At 43.4% G+C, this 21,834-nt stretch carries 25 protein-coding genes; 13 read left to right on the top strand and 12 right to left on the bottom strand.

Annotated elements, in window-relative coordinates:
* Positions 1-232: 232 nt before the first annotated feature.
* Positions 233-715, bottom strand: coding sequence for a DUF6265 family protein (locus A4R26_RS32840; RefSeq protein WP_081171187.1), 483 nt, complete (start codon positions 713-715; stop codon positions 233-235).
* Positions 716-879: 164 nt separating this feature from the next.
* Here A4R26_RS32840 and A4R26_RS32835 point away from each other — a divergent pair, with 164 nt between their 5' ends.
* The gene (locus tag A4R26_RS32835; protein ID WP_081171185.1) at positions 880-1,452 is read left to right on the top strand and encodes a DUF1579 domain-containing protein; all 573 of its coding nucleotides are present in this window, start codon (positions 880-882) and stop codon (positions 1,450-1,452) included.
* Positions 1,453-1,636: 184 nt separating this feature from the next.
* Here the strand turns inward: A4R26_RS32835 and A4R26_RS32830 are convergent, their stop codons facing one another.
* The 3 genes from A4R26_RS32830 to A4R26_RS32820 all read right to left on the bottom strand — a co-directional run bounded on the left by A4R26_RS32830 (position 1,637) and on the right by A4R26_RS32820 (position 3,127).
* Positions 1,637-2,137 (bottom strand): SRPBCC family protein, encoded by a 501-nt coding sequence (locus A4R26_RS32830; protein WP_081171183.1) that lies wholly within the window; start codon positions 2,135-2,137, stop codon positions 1,637-1,639.
* 20 nt (positions 2,138-2,157) lie between these two features.
* Positions 2,158-2,547, bottom strand: a complete 390-nt coding sequence (locus tag A4R26_RS32825; protein ID WP_081171181.1) for a VOC family protein — start codon at positions 2,545-2,547, stop codon at positions 2,158-2,160.
* A 148-nt stretch (positions 2,548-2,695) separates the two neighbouring features.
* The gene (locus A4R26_RS32820; RefSeq protein WP_081171179.1) at positions 2,696-3,127 is read right to left on the bottom strand and encodes a DUF1761 domain-containing protein; all 432 of its coding nucleotides are present in this window, start codon (positions 3,125-3,127) and stop codon (positions 2,696-2,698) included.
* A 115-nt stretch (positions 3,128-3,242) separates the two neighbouring features.
* On the opposite strand from A4R26_RS32820, the gene A4R26_RS32815 reads away from it, so the two are divergent.
* Positions 3,243-4,373 carry a sensor histidine kinase gene (locus tag A4R26_RS32815; protein ID WP_242675084.1) on the top strand — a complete coding sequence of 377 codons (1,131 nt, stop codon included), beginning with the start codon at positions 3,243-3,245 and terminating at the stop codon, positions 4,371-4,373.
* A gap of 64 nt (positions 4,374-4,437) precedes the next feature.
* Positions 4,438-5,193, top strand: coding sequence for a LytR/AlgR family response regulator transcription factor (locus A4R26_RS32810; RefSeq protein ID WP_081171177.1), 756 nt, complete (start codon positions 4,438-4,440; stop codon positions 5,191-5,193).
* Positions 5,194-5,478: 285 nt separating this feature from the next.
* On the opposite strand, the gene A4R26_RS32805 is transcribed toward A4R26_RS32810, so the two are convergent.
* Positions 5,479-5,871, bottom strand: coding sequence for a hypothetical protein (locus A4R26_RS32805; RefSeq protein WP_081171175.1), 393 nt, complete (start codon positions 5,869-5,871; stop codon positions 5,479-5,481).
* A 239-nt stretch (positions 5,872-6,110) separates the two neighbouring features.
* Between A4R26_RS32805 and A4R26_RS32800 the strand changes: the two genes are divergently transcribed.
* Positions 6,111-6,800 carry a DUF5606 family protein gene (locus A4R26_RS32800; protein ID WP_081171173.1) on the top strand — a complete coding sequence of 230 codons (690 nt, stop codon included), beginning with the start codon at positions 6,111-6,113 and terminating at the stop codon, positions 6,798-6,800.
* 87 nt (positions 6,801-6,887) lie between these two features.
* Entirely contained in the window at positions 6,888-8,618 is a 1,731-nt protein-coding gene (locus A4R26_RS32795) for a M3 family oligoendopeptidase (protein ID WP_081171171.1), read from the top strand.
* Between the two features lie 519 nt (positions 8,619-9,137).
* On the opposite strand, the gene A4R26_RS32790 is transcribed toward A4R26_RS32795, so the two are convergent.
* Together A4R26_RS32790 and A4R26_RS32785 are read right to left on the bottom strand one after the other, a co-directional pair.
* Positions 9,138-9,554 carry a Fur family transcriptional regulator gene (locus A4R26_RS32790; protein WP_081171636.1) on the bottom strand — a complete coding sequence of 139 codons (417 nt, stop codon included), beginning with the start codon at positions 9,552-9,554 and terminating at the stop codon, positions 9,138-9,140.
* Positions 9,555-9,580: 26 nt separating this feature from the next.
* A complete protein-coding gene (locus tag A4R26_RS32785; RefSeq protein WP_081171169.1) occupies positions 9,581-10,231 on the bottom strand; it encodes an SCO family protein in 651 nt (216 codons plus the stop codon).
* Between the two features lie 125 nt (positions 10,232-10,356).
* On the opposite strand from A4R26_RS32785, the gene A4R26_RS32780 reads away from it, so the two are divergent.
* The 5 genes from A4R26_RS32780 (at position 10,357) to A4R26_RS32760 (ending at position 13,988) form a co-directional block, all read left to right on the top strand.
* Positions 10,357-10,749, top strand: a complete 393-nt coding sequence (locus A4R26_RS32780; RefSeq protein WP_081171168.1) for a MerC domain-containing protein — start codon at positions 10,357-10,359, stop codon at positions 10,747-10,749.
* Positions 10,750-10,898: 149 nt separating this feature from the next.
* Entirely contained in the window at positions 10,899-11,495 is a 597-nt protein-coding gene (locus A4R26_RS32775; RefSeq protein WP_081171634.1) for a NifU family protein, read from the top strand.
* A 327-nt stretch (positions 11,496-11,822) separates the two neighbouring features.
* On the top strand, positions 11,823-12,449 hold the full coding sequence (locus A4R26_RS32770) for a hypothetical protein (RefSeq protein ID WP_081171166.1): 627 nt from the start codon (positions 11,823-11,825) through the stop codon (positions 12,447-12,449).
* Between the two features lie 72 nt (positions 12,450-12,521).
* The gene (locus A4R26_RS32765; RefSeq protein ID WP_081171164.1) at positions 12,522-13,358 is read left to right on the top strand and encodes a hypothetical protein; all 837 of its coding nucleotides are present in this window, start codon (positions 12,522-12,524) and stop codon (positions 13,356-13,358) included.
* A gap of 75 nt (positions 13,359-13,433) precedes the next feature.
* Positions 13,434-13,988: an SRPBCC family protein gene (locus tag A4R26_RS32760; RefSeq protein ID WP_081171162.1), complete on the top strand. Its 555-nt coding sequence runs from the start codon at positions 13,434-13,436 to the stop codon at positions 13,986-13,988.
* On the opposite strand, the gene A4R26_RS32755 is transcribed toward A4R26_RS32760, so the two are convergent.
* The gene (locus A4R26_RS32755) at positions 13,966-14,793 is read right to left on the bottom strand and encodes an SDR family oxidoreductase (RefSeq protein ID WP_081171160.1); all 828 of its coding nucleotides are present in this window, start codon (positions 14,791-14,793) and stop codon (positions 13,966-13,968) included. The genes A4R26_RS32760 and A4R26_RS32755 overlap by 23 nt on opposite strands.
* Before the next feature lie 106 nt (positions 14,794-14,899).
* On the opposite strand from A4R26_RS32755, the gene pnuC reads away from it, so the two are divergent.
* The 3 genes from pnuC to A4R26_RS32740 all read left to right on the top strand — a co-directional run bounded on the left by pnuC (position 14,900) and on the right by A4R26_RS32740 (position 17,814).
* Complete coding sequence (gene pnuC / locus A4R26_RS32750) at positions 14,900-15,568, top strand: nicotinamide riboside transporter PnuC (protein WP_081171158.1); 669 nt, start codon at positions 14,900-14,902, stop codon at positions 15,566-15,568.
* 9 nt (positions 15,569-15,577) lie between these two features.
* Positions 15,578-16,108 (top strand): AAA family ATPase, encoded by a 531-nt coding sequence (locus A4R26_RS32745; RefSeq protein WP_081171156.1) that lies wholly within the window; start codon positions 15,578-15,580, stop codon positions 16,106-16,108.
* A 62-nt stretch (positions 16,109-16,170) separates the two neighbouring features.
* Positions 16,171-17,814, top strand: coding sequence for an ArnT family glycosyltransferase (locus A4R26_RS32740; RefSeq protein ID WP_165760498.1), 1,644 nt, complete (start codon positions 16,171-16,173; stop codon positions 17,812-17,814).
* Here the strand turns inward: A4R26_RS32740 and mtgA are convergent, their stop codons facing one another.
* From mtgA to A4R26_RS32720, 4 genes are all read right to left on the bottom strand, one after another.
* Entirely contained in the window at positions 17,815-18,519 is a 705-nt protein-coding gene (mtgA, locus tag A4R26_RS32735; protein ID WP_081171152.1) for a monofunctional biosynthetic peptidoglycan transglycosylase, read from the bottom strand. It lies immediately after the preceding gene.
* Between the two features lie 80 nt (positions 18,520-18,599).
* Positions 18,600-19,175 carry a hypothetical protein gene (locus A4R26_RS32730; RefSeq protein ID WP_081171150.1) on the bottom strand — a complete coding sequence of 192 codons (576 nt, stop codon included), beginning with the start codon at positions 19,173-19,175 and terminating at the stop codon, positions 18,600-18,602.
* Between the two features lie 99 nt (positions 19,176-19,274).
* Entirely contained in the window at positions 19,275-19,916 is a 642-nt protein-coding gene (locus tag A4R26_RS32725; RefSeq protein WP_242675082.1) for a LysE family translocator, read from the bottom strand.
* 156 nt (positions 19,917-20,072) lie between these two features.
* Entirely contained in the window at positions 20,073-21,611 is a 1,539-nt protein-coding gene (locus A4R26_RS32720) for a GH3 family acyl-acid amido synthetase (RefSeq protein ID WP_081171148.1), read from the bottom strand.
* Between the last annotated feature and the right edge of the window lie 223 nt (positions 21,612-21,834).

Here is a 21,834-nt window from a genome sequence, read left to right as displayed (position 1 = left end):
GCAAAATATATAAAGCCTGATGGCCCTGCATGCAGAACCGTCGGGCTTTTTTATTTATGAGCTGCCAAAGAAACCACCGGCGGTCAGGCTTTCTTAATTACCCAAACTGGCAATAGTAACCATTCAACCTGCCCGTCTTACCGGGCAGCTGCCATTATCAACTTATCAACCCTGGCAACCTCTTAACCAGTATTACACAAAACCAGCCAGTCGGTTAACTTTTCAACCTTCCTCAATGCACCCTGATATAATTAAAATCCGAGCTCATTTCTTTTCCATTCTTACTGCCCTCAATGCGCGCCCTCAGATCATTCATTGATACCAGCTCATAGATCACCCGCTGCGGATAATCGTGTTCCCTGTTCTCAAACACATACCGGTTGCCAATGCAGGATACCAGTTTGAACGGAACCGGTTGTTGATTGTTCTGATCGCTGACCACCGGTGTATAAAAGATGTCATTGCCCTGTAAAGAAAGAACCACGTTCTCAAGTACTACAGTATCCTTATTGTTGAGCTTGTAACTACGTCCTGTAAGCCCGCTATCGCTTCTCACCTGCCATTCTTCGTATATGGTACCGCGTTTTGTATCCATCTTCCATAACCCGGTTAAACCCTGCAGGGGTTTAAATTCTTTGCCTGAATAAGATTGTTGCGCCATCGAGCAGGTTATACTCATTATCAGGATAGAAATGGTAACAGTATACTTTTTCATAACGCCATGTTTTGATATTACTTATAACTGAAGGTACGAAAGGTAACCGGTTCACTTCTGTTTTCATCGGGCTGCATTCCTGCTTCATCATGCTTTAATTGATACTGATCAGTTTGAACATTGGTACCTCTTTTGATTTTGTAATTTTAATAAAACTAACAGTTATGAAAAAACTAGCCATCGCGGCTTCGGCCGTATTGTTCATTGTCAACAGTTTTAATGCCGGTGCGCAAACCCAGGACCAAATGAAAGCCTGGACTGATTATATGACGCCTGGTGATGTTCACAAAATGATGGCCAAATGGGATGGAAAATGGAATGAGGATGTAACCTTCTGGATGCAACCAGGTGCACCTCCTACCAAAAGCAAATCAACCTGTGTAAACAAAATGATATTGGGCGGGCGCTATCAGCAAAGCACGCATAGCGGTAACATGATGGGCCAGCCTTTCGAAGGCCAGGGAACGCTGGCCTGGGACAATGCCCGTAAAATGCTTATCAGTACCTGGATAGACAATATGGGAACCGGTATTATGTACATGGAAGGCACCTGGGATAATGCAACAAAAACGGCCACAATGAAAGGCAAAACAATCGATCCCGCAACCGGAAAGGATATGGATGTAAAACAAACATTTGCCGTTGTTAACGACAATACCCAAAAGATGGAAATGTTTATGACCCAGGACGGCCAGGAATTCAAGACCATGGAAATTACGCTCACAAGAGCTAAATAATTATTATTGATAATGCGCGCATTACAGGCGCCCCGACATTATCGGGGCGCTTTTTATTGTTTTAACAGTAAGCCCCCCACCTGCCCGCACCCCCGGCATAACACCAGCCCGGGCACAAAATAAAAACCCGGGCAAAAACCCGGGAATAGTATAAAGCGTTTTACATTGTATTTCCATTCGGCAATCAGCTGTTCAACATCTCTTTCTGTCTTTGTTTTTTATTGCGCAGATCAATTCCGCCTTCTAAGATCGACTTCAGGTTTGCGAGATAGAACGTCCAGCCGGTTTTGCAACCCACATGAAAATTAAACCTGCCCTGTTCATCGGTCGGTACTTCATCCTGCGTTAACTCAACAATACTTTCACCATCTTCTTCCTTTATGGTAACAGTAACAACGCCTGCCTTACCAAAACTGAGCTTCAAATGGTCCTTGTTGTTCGTTTCGAGAATTTGTCCATTTTCAACAGAAGTATCAGGATAACCATGCCATAACCATTTATAGGTATCCCCGGTAACGATCTTTTCTTCTGCCGATCTTTCCACTCCATTTTTATCCTTGTATTCACATAACCTGAGAAACCAGCTTTCCATACCACCGCGGGTTGCCCAGGCCTGGTAAATGGTTTCAACAGGTGCGCCCACATTTATGCGCGTTACAAAACGGCTCCAGTCTATTGTTGTCATAAATAAAAAATTTTGTTTTTCTATTGCGCCGGAATGGAATGTATTCCAATGCGATTCCCTTCGGTATCTATAAACACAGCCATATGCCCGTATTCGGGTGCAATTTCGGTTTTTGGAACAATTATTTTTCCACCTGCATGCGCTACTTTATCCAATATCCTTTGTACATCGGGGTTGCCATTTAAATATAATAGCGGTCCATCAGTGGCCGACGGTTTGTGAAACGTGCCGCCTGTATCGGCCAGCGCTCCGGTTACCCCGCTCATTTGATCATCAACCGGGAACACCCGCATTTTTATATTAGGCAAATCGATAGCGTTTAATCGTATGCCAAATACTGTTTCATAAAACTGTTGTGCCCGGTTAAGATCGGTTACCGGAATTTCGAACCAGCTGATAGAATTATTCATAAACGAAGTATTATAATTTAAAGATAAGCCTTCCGGGTTTGTCGTGATATGATGCAGTTCGCCTGCCCGCTAACCCGCAAGGTTTTTCATGGCTATACCTGTTTATGTACCGGAGATCTATAACAACAGTTGCGGTAATTCTTCCTTCTTATCGCCAGGCGCCTATGATGGCGCCCATCAGTATCAATGCAACCACACTATAGAACCCGTTTATGAATATCAATCGCCAGGGTTTTAATTCAAACAAACTATGTATGGCTATGGCGCTAAACGTCCAGATGCCGGCAAGAAGACCGGCAATAGCGCCCCAGGTTATATCGGTTTTTGCTGCACATTGCGGTGGACAATCGGCCGGCGTTGATAAAAACATAGCGAGGTTAACGGCCATCAGCAGGGAAAATATAAGCGTGAAGCCAAAGACCTTTCCTTTGTTGCCTTTTCTGATCTCTTCTTCGGTGAAGTTGTTGTCCTTCATCCAGGCCTTGCCAAAAAGACCGGGCGAATACCAGATACCGCCAACTACAAATGAAGAGATGCCGGCCACCAGTACGGCCCACCAGTTTATTAAAGGCATTGTCATAAACATTTAGTTTTTTAAAATATCCCCCTCTTATCCCGTCAATGGCGGATATAAGTGGGGATTGCTTATTACAATATATTTCTCATGGCTGATTCGCCCGGCAGATTTTATGATTATGTCAAATCTATTTGCTAATTTTTATACCTTCAATGAAAAGGGAATCAGGCTGGAAAAGCAGGCGATCAATATCAATAATAAGCCGATCAAAAAACCGGGCGGCGCCGAACGTTTAAATGACATCGGGTTCAGGGTAATTCTTATACCTGCATTTGGCGTAGTTATTCCGCTGATAACGGGGATGGTAAACGATCAAACGCCTTCAACCTGGAAGTTCAAGCTCAGTTTTTTATTTACGATCGGTATCTCCTTTTTAATATGGGAGGGAAACCGTTACCTGCTGTTCACCCTGCGCAGTTATTTCGACTGGTTCAACAAACCGGTTCGTAAAATAATAGTGATTGTTTTCACTATTTCATTCTATACCATTCCCATCAGCGCTTTAATGCTGGTGATATGGTATAAGATATTTAATGATGGAATAGTGAACTGGGATCTAATAACCACCACCATACTTGTTATAATGATATGTGTATTGTTCATTACACATATATATGAAACGGTGTTTCTGGTGCGGGAAGCCGAAAATGAAAAGCTGAAAAAAGAACAACTGGAAAGAGCGAGAGCCGAGGCAGAACTGGAAGCATTGAAAAACCAGATAGATCCGCATTTTATATTCAATTCGCTGAATACGTTATCGCACCTTATTGAAAAAGAGCCGGCCAAAGCCAAACAGTTCAATGATAACATGGCAGATGTTTACCGGTACATTCTTCAAAACAAAGCCCGTGAGCTGGTATTACTGCATGAAGAAATGTTATTTTTAACCGACTATTTTTCTTTGCTGAAGATCAGGTTTGAGCAGGCCGTACAATTACAAATAAATATCGACCCGGCGTTGTTCGATCAGTATTTGATACCACCCATATCTTTACAGATACTGGTTGAGAACGCCATCAAACATAATGAGTTTTCCGATGCCGTTCCCCTGGTAATTACCATCGACATGCAAAACGATGAACTGATCATACATAACCAGGTACGGAAAAAAATACTGCGTAAGGCATCTTCGCGTATTGGGTTGAACAACCTCGGCGAACGCTATAAATTAACCACCAGTAAGGAAATAAGTGTAACAGCATCAGCCAGTGATTTCACCGTTTCGTTACCGGTTCTAAAAATTGCCTGATGTAGACCCGATGTTCTCCTGCCCACAAGTGGCCGGGGGCCAAAAACCAAATAAATGATCTCAGATGAAATGCGTTATTATCGAAGATGAAAAACCGGCAGCAGAAAAATTAATTTCTCTACTTGCTTTAAGCAATCAACAGGTGTATGTTGAAGCAGTGCTGGGCAGTATCAACGAAGCTATGGAGTGGCTGCAACATCACCCCACACCTGAATTGATATTTATGGATATTGAATTGACCGATGGCCTTTCTTTTAAAATATTTGAGCAATTCAATATTGAATGCCCGGTTATTTTTACAACAGCGTACGATGAATACTGGCAGGAAGCTTTTGAACATAACAGCATAGATTACCTGTTAAAACCTATAAAACCCGAAAAGCTGGATGCCGCGCTAAATAAATACCATAAGCTAAAGCAACATTTTACGGCTAACTATCAAAGCCTTTCCCAGTGGCCGGCTACACAGCCGCAAACTGGTTTTAAAAAGCGGTTCCTGGTAAAACGGGGAACCGATTACATAAGTATCAAGGCAGAGGAAGTGGCTTATTTTTATGCAACCCATAAACTGGTTTGTATGGTTGACAGCAGCGGGCAAAAATTTATAATGGATCAGTCGCTGGCCGATATTGAAACCCAGGTTGATCCCGCGGCTTTTTACCGCGTGAACCGCAAATACCTGGTAAATATGAGCGCGATCAAAAGAATAAAGGCATACCCTAAAAGCAAACTGCTGCTCGAAGTTGTGCCGCTGGTTACTGAAGATATTATAATAAGCCAGGAAAATGCCGCTGCTTTTAAGCAGTGGATGGGGCAGTAATACTAATGTGATAATCCAGCAAAGCGGGACAGGTTGTGATAATGGAATACAGAGCTGAACCTGATCGCCGGCCTCCCTGCGAATTGCAGGCCGTTAAAGCCAGGGCATAGCGAAATAAGCAAATAGAAGAATAGGACAGAAATCTGAAAATTCGGTCGGCCAGCATCATTATATTAGTTCAAACGTCAGGCGGCCCCACTCACCATTCACCTTTCCATTGACCAATAAAAAACCCCGATAATATAAACTACCGGGGTACATCCTATAACGTGTGCATCAAAGACATTAGTTGTTGCCGCCGCCACGGTTACCACCGCGTTGAGGGCGCAAAGAAGGCTCTATTTCATCCTTCCATTTCTTATATTGATCTTCGGTAAAGATCTTTTTCAGCTTTTCATCGCGCTCTGCGACCAGTTTTTGATTTTTTTCACGCATCTGCTCGCGGTCAGGAGCCCCGCCGGCACGCATTTCCTCAAACATTTTACCCTGACCCCTGAAAAATTCCATGAAAGTGCTATCGCTTTTGGTCGTCTGTTCATTATCCAGCTTCAGGTCAACCAGCTTTTCTTTAACGTGTTTTAATCTTTCTTCGGGCGTACGGCGTTGAAAACCGCCCTGCGCCTGCACGGCAATGGCGCCGGTTATTGCAATCGCTAATAATAATATCACTTTTTTCATGCTATGAGATTTAGTTTAAGGAAAGTATATAAAAGTTGGATGCCGCCAGGGCAAAAAACCTGCGCAGGATCATAAAATATTGTATGGGAAGGTCAAAAAATGCTCCCCGGGCACCCAAATTGGCCAAAACACGGGGGTTTTGGGGCTCGTTTTACCGGTTACCATCTTTCCGGACTATTTTGGAACACCGTTTGCCAAAATCAGATTATCTTGCAACTCCTTAAAAAATTTGTATTGATATGGAATACGCTAAAATTGTTGCTGTAACAGGTTTACCAGGATTATTCGAATTGGTGAGCAGTAAATCTGATGGCGCTATTGTAAGGTCACTGGAAGACAAGAGCACAAAATTTGTTTCGAGCAGGATACATAATTTTTCTCATCTCGAAAGCATTGAAGTATATACAGTTCGCGATAATGTGAATCTGGTTGATATTTTCACCGCTATGGATAACAGCGGCGAAAAGCTGCCCGATGAAAAAGATAACGCCGCCGTTAAGAATTATTTCGAAAAAGTATATGCCGACCTCGATTTTGACCGTGTATATTCGAGCGATATGAAGAAAATGATAAAGTGGTTTGGCGTTCTGAAGTCAAACAATATTGAGATCAAACTGAGAGAAGCGGCTCCGGAAGAAGAACCGGTTGAAGAGGAAGTTGCTGTTGAAGAAAAAGCTTCCGTAAAAGAAGAAAAACCTAAGGCTGCTAAAAAAGAAAAAGAAGCAGCAGGCGAAGAAGAAAAGAAAGAAGCAGCGCCTAAGAAAAAGGCAGCGCCTAAAGCTAAGAAAGAAGAAGACGAAGCCGGCGAAGAAAAGAAAGAAGCGGCACCTAAGAAAAAAGCAGCGCCCAAAGCCAAAAAAGAAGAAGGTGATGGGGAAGAAGCACCCGCTAAAAAGAAAGCAGCTCCCAAAAAAGACGCTAAGAAGTAATTTAATAAACTTTAATAAACTAAAGCTACAGGCTGCTGGTTTTTATACCGGAAGTTTGTAGCTTTCTTATTTTAAAAAGGTGAACTAATGAATCATACTGCAGACATAAAAAAATTGCCCCGGCACTTTTTGCCGGAGGATTTTACGGTAACTACCTGGGATAATCTTGAGCCATATTTCAAAAACCTGCTCGACAGGCCGGTTAACACTAAAGCCGGCCTGGAAAAATGGTTGCACGATATGAGCGAGCTGGAAGCCGTGGTGAGCGAAGACGCCTGCTGGCGCCAGATAAAAATGACCTGCGATACCGAAAACAAATCGCTTGAAGAAGCATTTGTGTTCTTTGTTACCGAAATACAACCCAAAATTCAGCCCTATGCCGATAAGCTGAATAAAAAACTGGTTGAAAGCCCTTTCGTAGCAGAACTCGATAAGCAAAAGTATTTTACCTACCTGCGGAGCGTTGGAAAAAGCATTGAGTTGTTTCGCGAAGAAAATATTCCCCTCCAATCTGAACTGGCCGTACTGGCCCAGCAGTTTGGCACTATTGCCGGCAAAATGACGGTTGAAGTGAACGGTAAGGAATACACTCTGCAACAGGCCAGCAAGTTTTTGGAAAGCCACGATCGCAGTTTACGCGAAAGCGTTTACCGCAAGATCAATGAGCGGCGCATTCAGGACAAGGAAGCACTGAACAACCTGTATACGCAACTGGTGCAGAAAAGGCATCAGGTTGGTAAAAATGCCGGGTTCGATAATTACCGGGATTATAAATTCAAAGAGCTGGGCCGGTTCGACTATACAAAAGAAGACTGCTTTCAGTTTCATGAGGCAGTGAAACAACACGTGCTGCCGTTGGTAAACATTATCAATGAGCGCAAAAAGAAAAAACTGAACCTTACTTCCTTACGCCCCTGGGATTCAGAAGCAGAACCGGAAGGCGTTGCTCCACTAAACCCGTTTAGCACCGGTAGTGAGTTATTGGAGAAAAGTATTCAATGCTTTGATCGGGTGCATCCCTTTTTCGCCGATTGCCTGCGCAAAATGAGCGAAATGAAACGCCTCGATCTCGACAGCCGTAAAGGCAAAGCTCCGGGTGGGTATAATTGTCCGCTCGCCGAAACCGGCGCCCCCTTTATATTTATGAATGCGGCCGGACAAATGAGTGACGTTACCACAATGGTACATGAAGGCGGCCATGCGGTGCATTCATTTCTCGCCCATCCATTGGAGTTAACTTCCTTTAAAGAATACCCAATGGAGATAGCCGAAGTGGCCAGCATGTCGATGGAATTGTTCAGCATGGATGCCTGGGATGTTTTCTTCAATAAAGAAGAAGACCTGATCAGGGCCAAAGAACACCAACTGGAAAGAGTGATCACCATCTTCCCCTGGATTGCCACCATTGACAAATTTCAACACTGGGTATACGAAAATCCTTCTCATACCGAAGAGGAGAGAGCAAAAAAATGGATGGAGATCCTGAATGAGTTTTCTAGCAGTGTTATCGATTGGGAAGGCCTTGAAGGCTATCGTACATACGCCTGGCAGCGCCAGCTTCATTTATTTGAGGTTCCCTTGTACTATATTGAATACGGTATTGCTCAGCTGGGCGCAATTGGTTTGTGGATGCAGTTCAGAAAAGACAAATCAGCAGCGCTTAATAACTATATGATGTCTTTACAACTGGGCGGCACCAAAACGTTGCCTGAACTTTACAAGGCAGCAGGACTGGTTTTTAATTTTTCACCCGACTATATAAAGCAGTTAATGGAGTTTGTGAAAAGCGAAATGGACAAACTAAACGTTCATCCCTAGCCGGGAAAAAAATACCCAGTTCATGGTATGCGAAATATTAATTCATTCTATTATATTTGTAGCACTAAAAAAATTTTGACCAGGGTAGCAATGCTACCTGCCATCATAAAATAGCTACTAATCAGAGCCTTAACCAAAAGTCCCGGTGTTTCTACATCGGGGCTTTGTTTTTTCAGGCATTTAAAGTTTTGTTAACAACACTGAATAAATGAAAATCAATGCCGACGGGCATTTCATTTGATTCAGGCAAAATTGTTTAAGCATTGAGTTTTGCAAATCTTCGCAGCAATTTTAATTCCGCTTTAATTTTTCACGCCTTTTCTTTCAGTATCTAAAAACCGGTTATGGTATACCGATACTCATAAAGGAAAACCAACCGGGAATCTGGAGGGATTGCCAATATCCGGCCTCCCTTATCAATCGCGGATGCCCTTTTTGCCCGTTGTTTATTACTTATGCTTATGACTCTTCCGCTGCCGGATAACCGGAGATAGCGATTTCATGATCTTCGTCAAGCTTTTAGCGACATGCTGCACACAATCCGGTTACTACCATCTGGTAATCGTGTGGTAAGAACCCACCCGGTAATTTTACTTGAGGAATATGAACATCGGCCAGGCAAATTGTTTTTGCGCATTTCTGGCAAATAAAATGAACATGGTCATCGTGGTGATGGCCTTCGCTGCAATTGTCTTTGCAAAGAGCGTATAGTACCGAATTATCTGATGTGGGAATAGTATGAATAATGCCTTTCTCAAGAAATGTTTGCAGGGTACGGTATACGGTTACCCGGTCGAATTTTTCACCGGTCTTTTTTTCAATATCCCCATGGGCCAGCGCCCCATTGCTCATTAAAAACAATTCCAGAATGCGCTTCCGGCTACCAGTTACGCTTAACTGATTTTTCCGTAGTATTTCGTCTATCTGTGCCTCCATTTGTGAAAACATTAATCCAGGCAGTATTAACTGCCGAAAATATTATTTGAGAAACGCTCGCCTGTATTTCTTTCCCGCAACAGCTTCTTTATATCCTTTCTCAGCTCTTCCAGCTCATCTTTCTTCAGGCCGTCGTAAATTTTGCGAACCCGCCCTATCCTGTCTACCAGGGCAAAAAACTGAGTATGCAAAAATTGGTCATTTATATTTTGCAGGTTGTTCTGCGGATCGTCGAGCACATAGCTGTTGCGCGCAGCCAGGTACAGGCTGTCTTTCCTTCCCGTTAAAAATACCCACTGTTGGGTATTTACCTTCATTGAATCGGCATACCATTTCAACCTGCCTACCGTATCATTATCGGGATCAACGGTGTGCGACAGGATCATAAAAGCCGGCTCATTCTTATACTCCTCATAGATCTTCTTCATATTGCTGTTCAACTGCGGGCAAATGCTTGGGCAGGTGGTAAAAAAGTATTCCGCCACATACACTTTGCCTTCTACCGTTCTTTCTGTTACCTGGCGGCCATCCTGGTTTGTAAAACTAAAAGGCTTCACCTTGTTCACCACGGGCAGTTTAACGTCGCCAAAGCCAGGTATTACCTGGGTCATGGCGTAATAAAACCCAACCGCCAGCACTATAAAAAATGCAATATAATAGATCGCTTTCCGACTCATATCAGGGATGATTTTTCAGGCCTCAAAGGTACGGCTACCCATTCCGCCTTCAATGAATTTATTTTATAACGAATCTTTTTGCAACAAAGTTGCATGCGAAATAATTTACTTCTTATCTTCGGGCCATGAATTTTAGAGTAAACTGGGATGCGATGGGTGTGGCCGCTTCACTTGCCTGCGCAATCCACTGCGCAATATTACCCCTTCTTTTAACCAGTTTGCCTGTTTTAGGCATAAACATCATTGAAAATGAGGCGTTTGAGTATTTTATGATCCTCGTGGCCTTTGGTATCGGGGTATACTCATTACGGCATGGCTATAAAAAACATCACCATAGCGCGCTGCCCATTATCATCTTTGCTATTGGCATTACCGGCCTGATCGCCAAGCAAATATGGCATCAATACCAGTTATGGATACTGCCTGTTGCTGTTTTAATGATCGTAACCGCCCATTTAATGAACTTCAGGGCCTGCCGGGTACATAACCATGCGCACGAAGATGATTGCGATCACTAACCCTGCCTTTACCGGTTTCAACCCGCCCGCAGGCAATTTTCAGCAGTTCCCCGCCTGACCTTCATCCCCGGTTTAAAGATTTTCAAAATAAGAAACAATTGCAGCGGGCATTTGTTATTTTTGTATTCAACTTAAACGAAGGAAGTATCATGATCAAAACAGGAAGTCCAGTCATAAGTATATATACCGAAATGACGCCTAATCCGGAGACAATGAAATTTGTGGCTAATAAGTTGTTGTACCCCGGCAAAAGCATTGATTTTCCAGACCTGGAAAATGCAAAGGCCTCGCCGCTGGCTACCGAATTATTTGGTTTTCCCTTTATAAAAGCTGTGTTCATTGCCAGCAACTTTGTTACGCTTACAAAAACCGTTGAAACCGACTGGAATGATGTTATTCCAACCATACGCCAGTTTTTGAAAGAATACCTTGAAGAAAATAAAGTAGTGATCAATGAGGAAGAGATTGCTACAATTAAACAGGAAAGCTCTAATACAGTAGCCGCCGATGACGATGACGTGGTTAAACGTATTAAAGAATTACTGGAGAACTACGTAAAACCGGCTGTTGAAATGGATGGCGGTGCCATTCAGTTCAAAAGCTATAACGACGGTGTTGTAAACCTGATGTTACAAGGTTCATGCAGTGGCTGCCCTTCTTCAATGATCACATTGAAAGCAGGCATTGAAGGCATGATGAAGCGTATGATCCCCGAGGTTAAAGAAGTAGTGGCTGAAGCAGAATAATAATTGTAACCGGTTAATATATTACACGTTCTTAAGGTCCCGCCGTGTGGCGGGACCTTTTTTTATACATACGTGAAGGCAAAAGGGACGATGAAAGCAATCACATGGCTTAACTACCGATTAAACCATTAGCCAAACAAACGGTCATAAAAAAAACATATACGGTACTTACAGTACCATCTTTTAGGGTTACTCCTAACTGAACAGCTAAAATTTTAATGGCACTGATTTGTTTCAACAGGCGGCATTTTCTTATGCAACCGGTTGAAGAGGGCAACTTTTGTCTTAACCTGAAAACGACTATTTATTTAACTAAAATCAAGAATTATGAAAGTACACATCCTGTTTATTACTACTGCAGCAGCCACGATAATTGGTACTGCAGCGAAAGCGCAACTTAACCTCGGCGCCACTACTTCGGCCAGCCTGCGTAGTGTTACAAGCATCAACACCGGTGGCGTAGGTTCCGCCGTTCAATCAACCCGTACCTCTGTTCAAAGTGCCACTCAAAAATCAGTGAATACCACCAGATCAGTTGCTTCCAACACGATGTCCACAACAAAAAATGCAGTGGCCGGTATTAATAATAAGGCAGGTCAAAATACCAATGCCAGCGTACATACCGGCATTGCCATTCAAAACAATACCAATACAAATGCAGCTACACTTTCCGGTGATAATGTTCTCGCGGTTTCAGCCGGCACAGATAAAGCGGTTAGTATTTCCGGTAACTCAAACAATGCAGCTTCTGAACAGGTAAGCGGAGCCGTTGTAGAGAATGTTCAAAAAACAAAAGAAGTTGCCGTGTCAACAACCCGTCAAACTTCAGGAAAGGTAAAAGCAACCACAACCAATACGGTAAGTGCCGTTAAGGAAACAGCATCAAACACATCTGTATCATCTTCTTCTGCAGTAAACAGTGAGGCCGCTGTAAAAGCAGGCAAACAACAATAGTGTTTCTGTGACCATAAGCCTTTCCCGCCCAAAGCGGGAAGGCTTTTTTAACAGCACCCTCAATTTGTTTTTATGAAAAGAGTAACCGCCCTTTTTCTACTTGTTATTACCTGCCTGGCAGTTCATGCCCAGCAAGCCGACTCAATTACCACCGAAAAGAAAAAGACAATAACGATCACTGCCGGTGTTGGCTATAATTCCGGATTGAATTATTATGGACGTACCGACAGTCTGAAAAGCCAGGGTATTTATCCATTTGCAGGTATTGCATTGAACAATGGATTATACCTGTTCTCCAGTTTTATATTTATCAACAATGCAGTGGCTACTACATATGGCGCTACTACCATAGAAGCGGGGTATAAATTCAAAAACAAAAAAGGGAACTGGCGGGGAAATATTTTCGGCACCCGCTTTTTCTACGATGCCGGGGTTAACCTTGTACAATCGGTAGTGAAAGCGCAGGCCGGTATAAACCTGGTTCACAACAATAAGATCGTAGGCATTTACGGTGGCGCTGATGCGAAATTCAGCAACCAGACCGACTTTGGTGCATATGCCGGGCTTGACCATGCTTTCCGGTTCGATCCGGTTGGAAAAAAAGGCGTGATAGTGATCAGTCCTGCCGCTTACAGTTATTTTGGAACACAGCGCTTTTCAAAAACCTGGATGCAGGAAAAACGTTTTCTTTTTCTTCCCATTGGTGAGCAGGCTGTAACCGAAAGCAGCAGCCGTTTCAGCGTAATGTCGTACGAGTTCTCCTGCCCGGTTGTGTATGGGATCGGGAAAATGAATCTCATTTTAACGCCTGCCTGGGTTATTCCGCAAAACGTAATTACCTCCAATGGCCTTGCACAAAAAGCCGATAACCTTTTTTACACAACTGCAGCTATCCGCTTCGACTTTTAATTTTACGACGGTAAAATATCAACCATGCTTGGCTGTATTGCGGGAATGCAGTAAATTCAGCAAAACAGCAGGTTTATGACCTTTCTGTATATTTTAGGGGCATTAGTGGTTGTGACAGTGCTACTCCTGATCATAGCACTATTTTTACCAAATGGGTATTTTATAGAGAAGTCGGCTATAATAAAAAAGCCATGCGCTTTTGTGATGGACAAAGTAGCTGATTTTCATAATCACATTCAATGGAATCCCTGGCAGCCAAAAGGCGCTCAAAGTAAACCCACCATAACCGGTACGTCGAAAAGGCCCGGGCATAAATATTCTTGGAAAGATAGCAAGATCGGCACGGGCAGCCTTACCCTTCGTGATATCGATGAAAAGCATATTCACTTCGATCTGGAATTTATAAAACCAATAAGAACCATTGCCCGCGATAACTGGCTTTTTGAAGACTGGGGTATCGGGGAAACAAAAGTTACCTGGCAAAACAGTGGCATGTTGCCTTATCCCATAGGCCGGTTAATGGGCTTTGTGATCCATAAAAACCTGAAGCGTCAGTTTGCCGAAGGATTGATCAATCTTAAAAAGTTTTGCGAATTGTACGATGGTACTATTCCGGTACGGCATTTCTAAAGATCTTAAAGGCCAGTGTGGGAAAAAGACGCATCAGGTGTATTGCCATCCATTCCTGCGACAAAGGGCGGCCAACATATTTTTCAAATTTTCCTTTTCGTATTGCCTTCAGAATCTGCTGCGCCGTTTTACCGGCCGGGTAACCGTTCCCAATATTCTTCCCCAGCTCATTTAACTTCCCGCCCGAAGCAGTAACCGCATTCAGTGAAACCTGCGTTCTTATATACCCCGGCATTATCAACGTAACTTTTATATTATCGCGCCATACTTCTGCACGCAGGCAGTCGAAAAAACCATGCAGGGCATGTTTGGCCGCAGCATAGGCTGAACGCATAGGCGTTCCTATTTTTCCCATTACACTGCTGATCGCTATTATGTGACCCGTTTTTCGTTGCTGCATGTGCGGCAATAAAAGGCGGGTAAGCTCTATATAGCTGAAATAGTCAACTTCCATTACTTTCCGTTGCACAGCCGGCAGGGTATCCTTTACCTTCGATCGCTGGCTAATGCCACCGTTATGGATCATAATGTCAATTTGGGCAAACGCGCCAATGGCTTCCTGTACTTTTGCGGGAAAGGAACCGGCCGCCTCCAGATCGAGCGGAAGCACATATACATTCGATGCACCGGTCTGCCCGGACAACCCGTTCTGACAGGCCTGCTGCTGCACACGTTTCAACTCTTCTTCCCGGCGGGACGAAATAATGACGTTTGCGCCCTGTTTTACAAGTTCATAGGTAAGCGCTTCGCCAATACCCGAAGAAGCGCCGGTAATCCAAACGGTTTTATTGGAAAAATAACTCAAGGGGTAAAATATTTAATGGCCAAATATCGTAAAACAGGCCGGAATGCAGAGAATACCTCATCCGTTATTATATTGTCAATAGAATTAAATTGCATTTTTTTACACAATGACATTCGAGCAGTTCCTGAACCAATTTGTAGAAGGCATGCGCGCCACCACACTTCCCGAATACATTGCGGTGTTTTCGGGCATTGCGAGCGTATGGTTCTCACGCATTGAAAATATATGGGTATACCCGGTGGGCCTTATCAGCACCGTCATTTATATATTCCTGAGCGCCGAGCGGAGTTTATATGGCGAGGCCAGCGTTAATCTGTATTATACTGTTATGAGTATATACGGCTGGGTGCTTTGGCTGAAAAAAGACAGGCAACAACACTACGTGGTAACGGTGCAATTCAGTAACCGGCGCGAATGGTTACAACAATTACTGTTCTTTGCCTTTTTCTATATCGCGATCTTCAGCGCGCTCACCTGGCTGAGAAGAGCATTCGACTCGGCCACTATTCCCTGGGCCGATGCTTTTGCGTCTGCTACCGCATTCACCGGCATGTGGCTGATGGCTAAAAAGAAAGTGGAAAGCTGGTACTGGTGGATAGCTACTAACATTGCCTCCATACCTTTATACTTCGCCAAACAATATGTTTTTACCAGCGTATTCTACTTCATCTTATTTGTAATGGCCGTATTTGGTTTGTTTGAATGGAAAAGACGGGCATTGCAACACGGTAAAGCATTTCAGGAAGGGGCTGAACTTCAGGGCAAAAAACATTAAAAGATTTTGATGAAAAAAGTAGTGATCATTGGTCCGGAGTCAACGGGAAAAAGTACGTTAAGCGAACAGCTGGCAAAACATTATAGCACCAGTTGGGTGCCGGAATTCGCCCGTGAGTACCTGATACAACATGGCACTGAATACACTTATGAGGATTTGCTTACCATTGCCAGAGGCCAGCTGTTGCTGGAAGAAAGCTATATCGAAAAAGCCACACCTGCCTCAAAGCTGCTGTTTATCGATACCGATCAATATGTAATGAAAGTGTGGTGCGAATTTGTTTTTGGTAAATGCCACCCGTGGATACTGGATCAGATTACAAAAAGAAAATATGATTTATACCTTTTATGCAATATTGACCTGCCCTGGACACATGATGCATTAAGAGAGTATCCCGACCTGGCTCCGCGGCAGGAATTATATGCGATATACAAAAACATACTCACTGATCAACCGGTTCCCTGGGTAGAGATATCGGGGAATTATGATGAACGGTTCCAAAAAGCCATTCAGGCGGTAAACGATTTATTTATACAATAGAACCGTTTCAATTGTTGCTTTGTTGATGCAATATGCAAAACGCGCTGCTAAGAAATCACAGGTTGGTTTTCTATGTCGGATGGGCGTTATTGAGTTTTATACAAGCTGCTAATACTGAACTCTTCGACGATGAGGCCTATTACTGGGTGTATTCCCGATTTATCGATTGGGGGTATTTTGATCATCCTCCCATGATCGCCGCTATGATAAAAGCGGGTTACGCCATTTTTCAAAACGAGGTGGGCGTTCGGTTATTTGTTCTGATATTAAATACAGCCACTGTATTTGTTGTACATCAACTTACCTGTAAAAAAGACGATCTGTTATTTTACGCGGTGGCCACCTCTGTTGCCGTTGCTCAGGTAGGCGGTTTTATTGCCGTACCTGATACGCCATTGTTATTCTTCGTAGTACTTTTCTTCTGGCTTTATCAACGGTTCCTTCAAAATAATAATATTTCCAACGCCATCCTGCTGGGTATATGTATGGCGTGTATGTTGTACAGCAAGTATCATGGCGTGCTAGTTATATTTTTTGTACTGCTATCGAACCTGAAATTATTTGTAAACATAAACACATATGTTGCGGCACTGGTTTGCCTGGTACTTTTTGCCCCGCACCTGTACTGGCAGTACCAGCATAATTTTCCTTCTATTCAATTCCATTTGTTCGAGCGCAATGCGGCAAATTACAGGTTCGCTTTTACAATCGAATACCTGGTTGCACAAATAGCTTTTGCCGGCCCCGTCATTGGTTGGTTCCTGTTATGGGCAACCTTCCGCTACCGCCCATATTCATATCTTGAACGGGCCATGCAATTCACCCTGGCAGGCACCTATATAGTTTTTCTTTTAAGCACCTACAAGGGACGCGTTGAGGCTAACTGGACAGTGGCAGCCTTTATACCGTTAATGGTGTTAAGCCATCGATATCTGGTAAAGAACTACCGTTTACAAAAATGGATCTATAGAAGTATACCCATCACCCTGCTGGTTATCATAGCAGTGCGGCTTTATATCATGTCGTGGTTTCCGCCAATACCGTGGATAAAACGCAACGAGTTTCACGGTAACCGTACATGGACAACCGAGATGCACAGGAAAGCGGGCAATCTGCCTGTAGTGTTTATCGATACTTATCAAAAGGCATCGAAGTACTGGTTCTATTCGGGGATGCCGGCGTTTTCATTGAACTCGCCATATTACCGCCGAAACAATTTCAATATGTGGCCGGTTGAAGATTCATTGATGGGTAAAACGGTTTATATGGATGTGCCCGATAACAACGATTATTTCAGGCGGCTTTTCAACCCACATGGCTGGCCCTTTCCGCAGGATGGTATTCATCAAAATTTCTATTCCTTTTCGCGGGTATTATTTACTGAAATTAAATGCACCGCGGTGAAAAAGGGCGCCGTTAAAGTAAATTCGAAGGTTTCGGTTCCGGGCAATTATATGCCTTTATTTCAACAACCTGCTTATTGCCAAACGCCTGTATGGCTGGTGCTATACGAAGACGGTGATGTAAAAACATTGATCAATTCGGGAGCCACTGTTCAAAAGCTAACAGGGGTCAGTTTTGAGCTTACCATACGTATTCCGCGCGATGTGGTTGCAGGAACATATAGTGCCCGGTTATGTATCGGCTCCATGCTGCCGGGATTTCCATCAATTAACAGTACCGAGTTTGAGCTGTGTGTTGAATGATCATTGCAGGATCTTTTGAATATCGGGATCGTTTTGCAGAAAGGCCATTTGTTTCATCACCCAGGGGTACCGGTTGGCAACGTACCTCGACAAAGGCTTTACGGTATATTTTTTTGGATTAGGCATGCACGATGCTATCATGGCCGCTTCCTGGCGGGTGAGCTTTTTGGCAGGCTTCTTAAAATAATTTTGTGCCGCCGCTTCAATTCCAAATATCCCGGGGCCCATTTCAGAAACGTTCAGGTACATTTCCATAATGCGTTGTTTACCCCATAACAATTCGATCATAAAGGTGAAATATACCTCAAGGCCCTTGCGGAACCAGTTGCGGCCCTGCCACAGGAAAACATTTTTGGCAACCTGCTGGCTAATGGTTGAAGCGCCTTTTATACGATTGGGTTTCTTTTTGTTATATTCCATTGCCTTATTGATGCTCTTCCAGTCGAACCCATTATGATCGGGGAATAACTGGTCTTCAGCGGCAATGAACGATAAGCGGCCATAGGAAGAAACCTGCTTCATGTCGACATAATCCCGCTTTAACCCATTGCCGGTAAATAAGCTACCCAACTGTGTTAAGGTAAAAGGCGGGTCAACCCACTTTAAAAGGAGGATATAAAAAAACTGAAAAAGTATCAGAAAGATCAAAGTCCGTTTAATTATGCGCCAGATGCGAAGGGCTTTTTCTTTCGTTGTAGTTGACATGAGTAAGGAACTTCTTTGGCCTGCAAGATAACAATTTTGATTGCTGTTCCTTTAACGTTATATAAGCCCGGTATATTTTCTTATTTTGAATTTTTCACATATACCACTTTGTATTTTCCCCCGGCTTTGTCGCTTTTATTCTGAAAGTAAGTTATTGCAAAGCCTGTTGCGGCTACGCCGGCAGCTATCCCTAATGGAACTATCTTATTATTTGCAGTGATAGATTCCTTGCGGTAAGCGGTGTTTACCAGCTCGAGGATCAGGAAACCCACGCCACCCACCTTCATCAGGCGGGGAAGGGTTATTTGGGCAAAACCCCGTTTGCGGCCCCAGGTATACCGGCTCGTATAATGAAAGGTCTTTATTTCATGATAGTCTATACCAATGGTGTACGAGAAGGTATCGAGGGAAGAACCGAATTCGGTACCCGTTAAACGGCGTTCCTGTTGAAGAACTATTATAGTGTCGTTTCGAATATCTTTTATAAATCCATTTATTGAAAACCCGTTATATGTTTGTGCAGCTAGAAAAGCGCCCGGATAATAGGTCTTTATCGTTCTGTTATTGCGTTTTTTTAATACGACAAAATCGGAGGTTTGTGATAAGGTCACTTCTGTTACAGATAGCAGTAATATAAATAGTAAAGCTTTCTTCATTCGGCAACAAGTTACAGAGCGCCTTTTTGTAATTTAACTAATGATTTGTTAAAGAGACCGGCCGCAAATGGCAGCCTTGAACAAGCCAACCTGTACAGATCAATTCATGATCCTGTCGGGCATGAAAAAAGAAGCATAAAAAAGCGCTATCCCAAAACCAACCAGTATCACGCCAGACACTTTATTTATCAATGAAATGTTATGCAGGGTAAGCTTGTTGCGCAGTTTACCGGCCAGCATCACTTTAAAGATATCAGCAGCTATATTAACAGCCAGGCAAACGGAGAAGATCAGCAGCCGTTGATTGAAAGTATATTTTGCGAAAGCAGATGCGGTTCCCAGCCAGAAGAGAAAAATACTGGGGTTAAGGGTATTCAGTAAAAACCCGCTTGAAAGGATCTTCAACATATCGAGTTTGCGAACCTTCAGGGCATTGCCGTCGGCATCGGTTCGAAGGGTTACTTTTTTGAAGAACAGATAGTAAACGCCAACCCCTACCAGGAAGGTGCTGCCCAAATAACCGATGACATTCTTATAAGCCATTAGCCCGGTAACAAAAGAGGAGAAGGCATTGCTTACTATAACAAGAACAATATCACTGATCCATACCCCGGTAACAAAGGCCAGCCCGCCGGTATGTCCATTATTTAAACTTTGCTTAATTACGGTAAATATTACGGGCCCTACAGAGAGAGCAAGGATACATCCCAGCGTTAACCCACTAATTATGGCTTGCCACATGCCTTATAAATATTCCGATTTTAGTTATACGTGTACGCAAGGTAGGTAACATATTGGGGATTTCTGATTTCGGGAATTTAGAAGATTTAGAGATTTCTTACTACCACGGGCATTTCATAAAATCTCAAAATCACTAAAATCGAAAATCAGAAATTTTTATGCTGGTTTCGAAATGGTACCGGTTTCAATAAATGTTGCCCAGTCTTCGAACATCTTACCTTTCATAACACGTGGAAATTTGTGTTGTCCGCCTATCTTTCCCTTTAAATGCATAAACTCCATGAACTTTGAAACAGGTAAAACGTTCAGATATACCTCCTTCAGCGCACTGTTTCTTTCTACGGCATAGTCGTCGTTCAATTCTTTGAGGCTGTCGTCAATTTTCTGACGCAGTAATTCAGGATCAACTGCATCGTCACAGGCAATCCACCATTGATGGGCAAAGAACAAACCATGAGGAATACCGGCTACTGTATATTCAGGAATGTTTACATTCAATTCTTCACTGGCCAGTTTTATGGCCTTATTCATATTATCAACACTAAGGTGTTCGCCTACAAGGCTCAAAAAGTGTTTGGTGCGGCCGGTGATGATAATTTCGCAACGCTCTTTATCAACAAACCGAACCGTATCGCCAATCAGGTAACGCCATGCGCCGGCAGTAGTGCTTAGCAAAATGGCGTAGTCTTTCCCTTCCTCCACCTGGTGTATCATCAGTGCTTCCGGGTTTTCAACCAGGTTGCCGTCAGCGTCGAAATTATCGTTGTTGAACGGAACGAATTCGAAGAAGATATGATCATTCAGGGCCAGCTTCATGCCATGCGTATCCTGGCGGTCCTGGTATGCAATAAACCCTTCCGACGCCAGGTAGGTTTCAATAAACGTAAGCGGTTTGGCCACCAGTTTATTAAAGCCGTGTTTATAGGGTTCGAACGAAACGCCGCCATGAACGAAGAACGCAAGGTTCGGCCACATGTCGTGAATGGAATTCAGCTGATAACGTTCAATGATCTTTTCCATACACATCTGGATCCAGGCCGGAACGCCCACCACAAAACCAATGTCCCAATTGGGTGCTTCTTCAACAATGGCTTCAATTTTACTGTTCCAGTCACGGGTACGGGCAATCTTTTTCCCGGGTTTATAAAAAGGGGAGAACCAGAACGGAACCTTTTTGGCGGTTATGCCGCTAAGGTCGCCGGCGTAGTAACCCGGACCTTTTTGCAGGTCGGTACTACCGCCCAGCATTAGCCATCCTTTGCCAATACTTTTTACAGGAATATCGTGGTAGGTGCGTAAAGAAAGCAATTGCTTTATCATGACGATACGGTTACCCCGCATCAGGTCGTTTGTAATGGGTATATACTTACTTGCAGATTCGGAAGTTCCGGAGCTAAGGGCAAAATATTTGATCTTTCCGGGCCAGCAAATATCCCTTTTTCCTTCAAGGGTTTTATGCCACCATTCAGCATAAATCTTGTTGTAATCATAGGTAGGGACCAGTTGCTGGAATTTTTTCCCGGCGTGTTTGCTCAATAGGATCTCATCGAACCGGTATTTTTGACCGAATTCGGTAAACCGGGCTTTTTTCAGCAATTTCTTTAGCACCCTTATCTGCTGCCGCCTGGGTGATTTCGCTGGTAATCGCAACGCACGGGCAACCGACCGGGGTAAAGAGATATCAATTAGGGCCATTAATTAACTGCCCGTTTGGTCAGGCATTAAACCAAAATTAAAGGTTTTTAGCCTGATATATTGCACATTTTGCAAAGATTAGGGAATGCTGCATGGGGCAAAAGAAAAAAGCCGCCGGTTAGGGCAACTTTTTTTAATTTTCATTATTTGGGAAAATTTGAGTTGGCAAAAACCGGCTTTTTTTGTAAGAACTTGTAGATTCCTGTCCATGTTGACCCACCGT

It is taken from the genome of Niastella populi (genome assembly GCF_002078015.1).
GTDB lineage: Bacteria > Bacteroidota > Bacteroidia > Chitinophagales > Chitinophagaceae > Niastella > Niastella populi.
The sequence above is the reverse complement of the archived record's forward strand: the minus strand, read 5'-3'. Positions and strand labels throughout refer to the sequence as shown.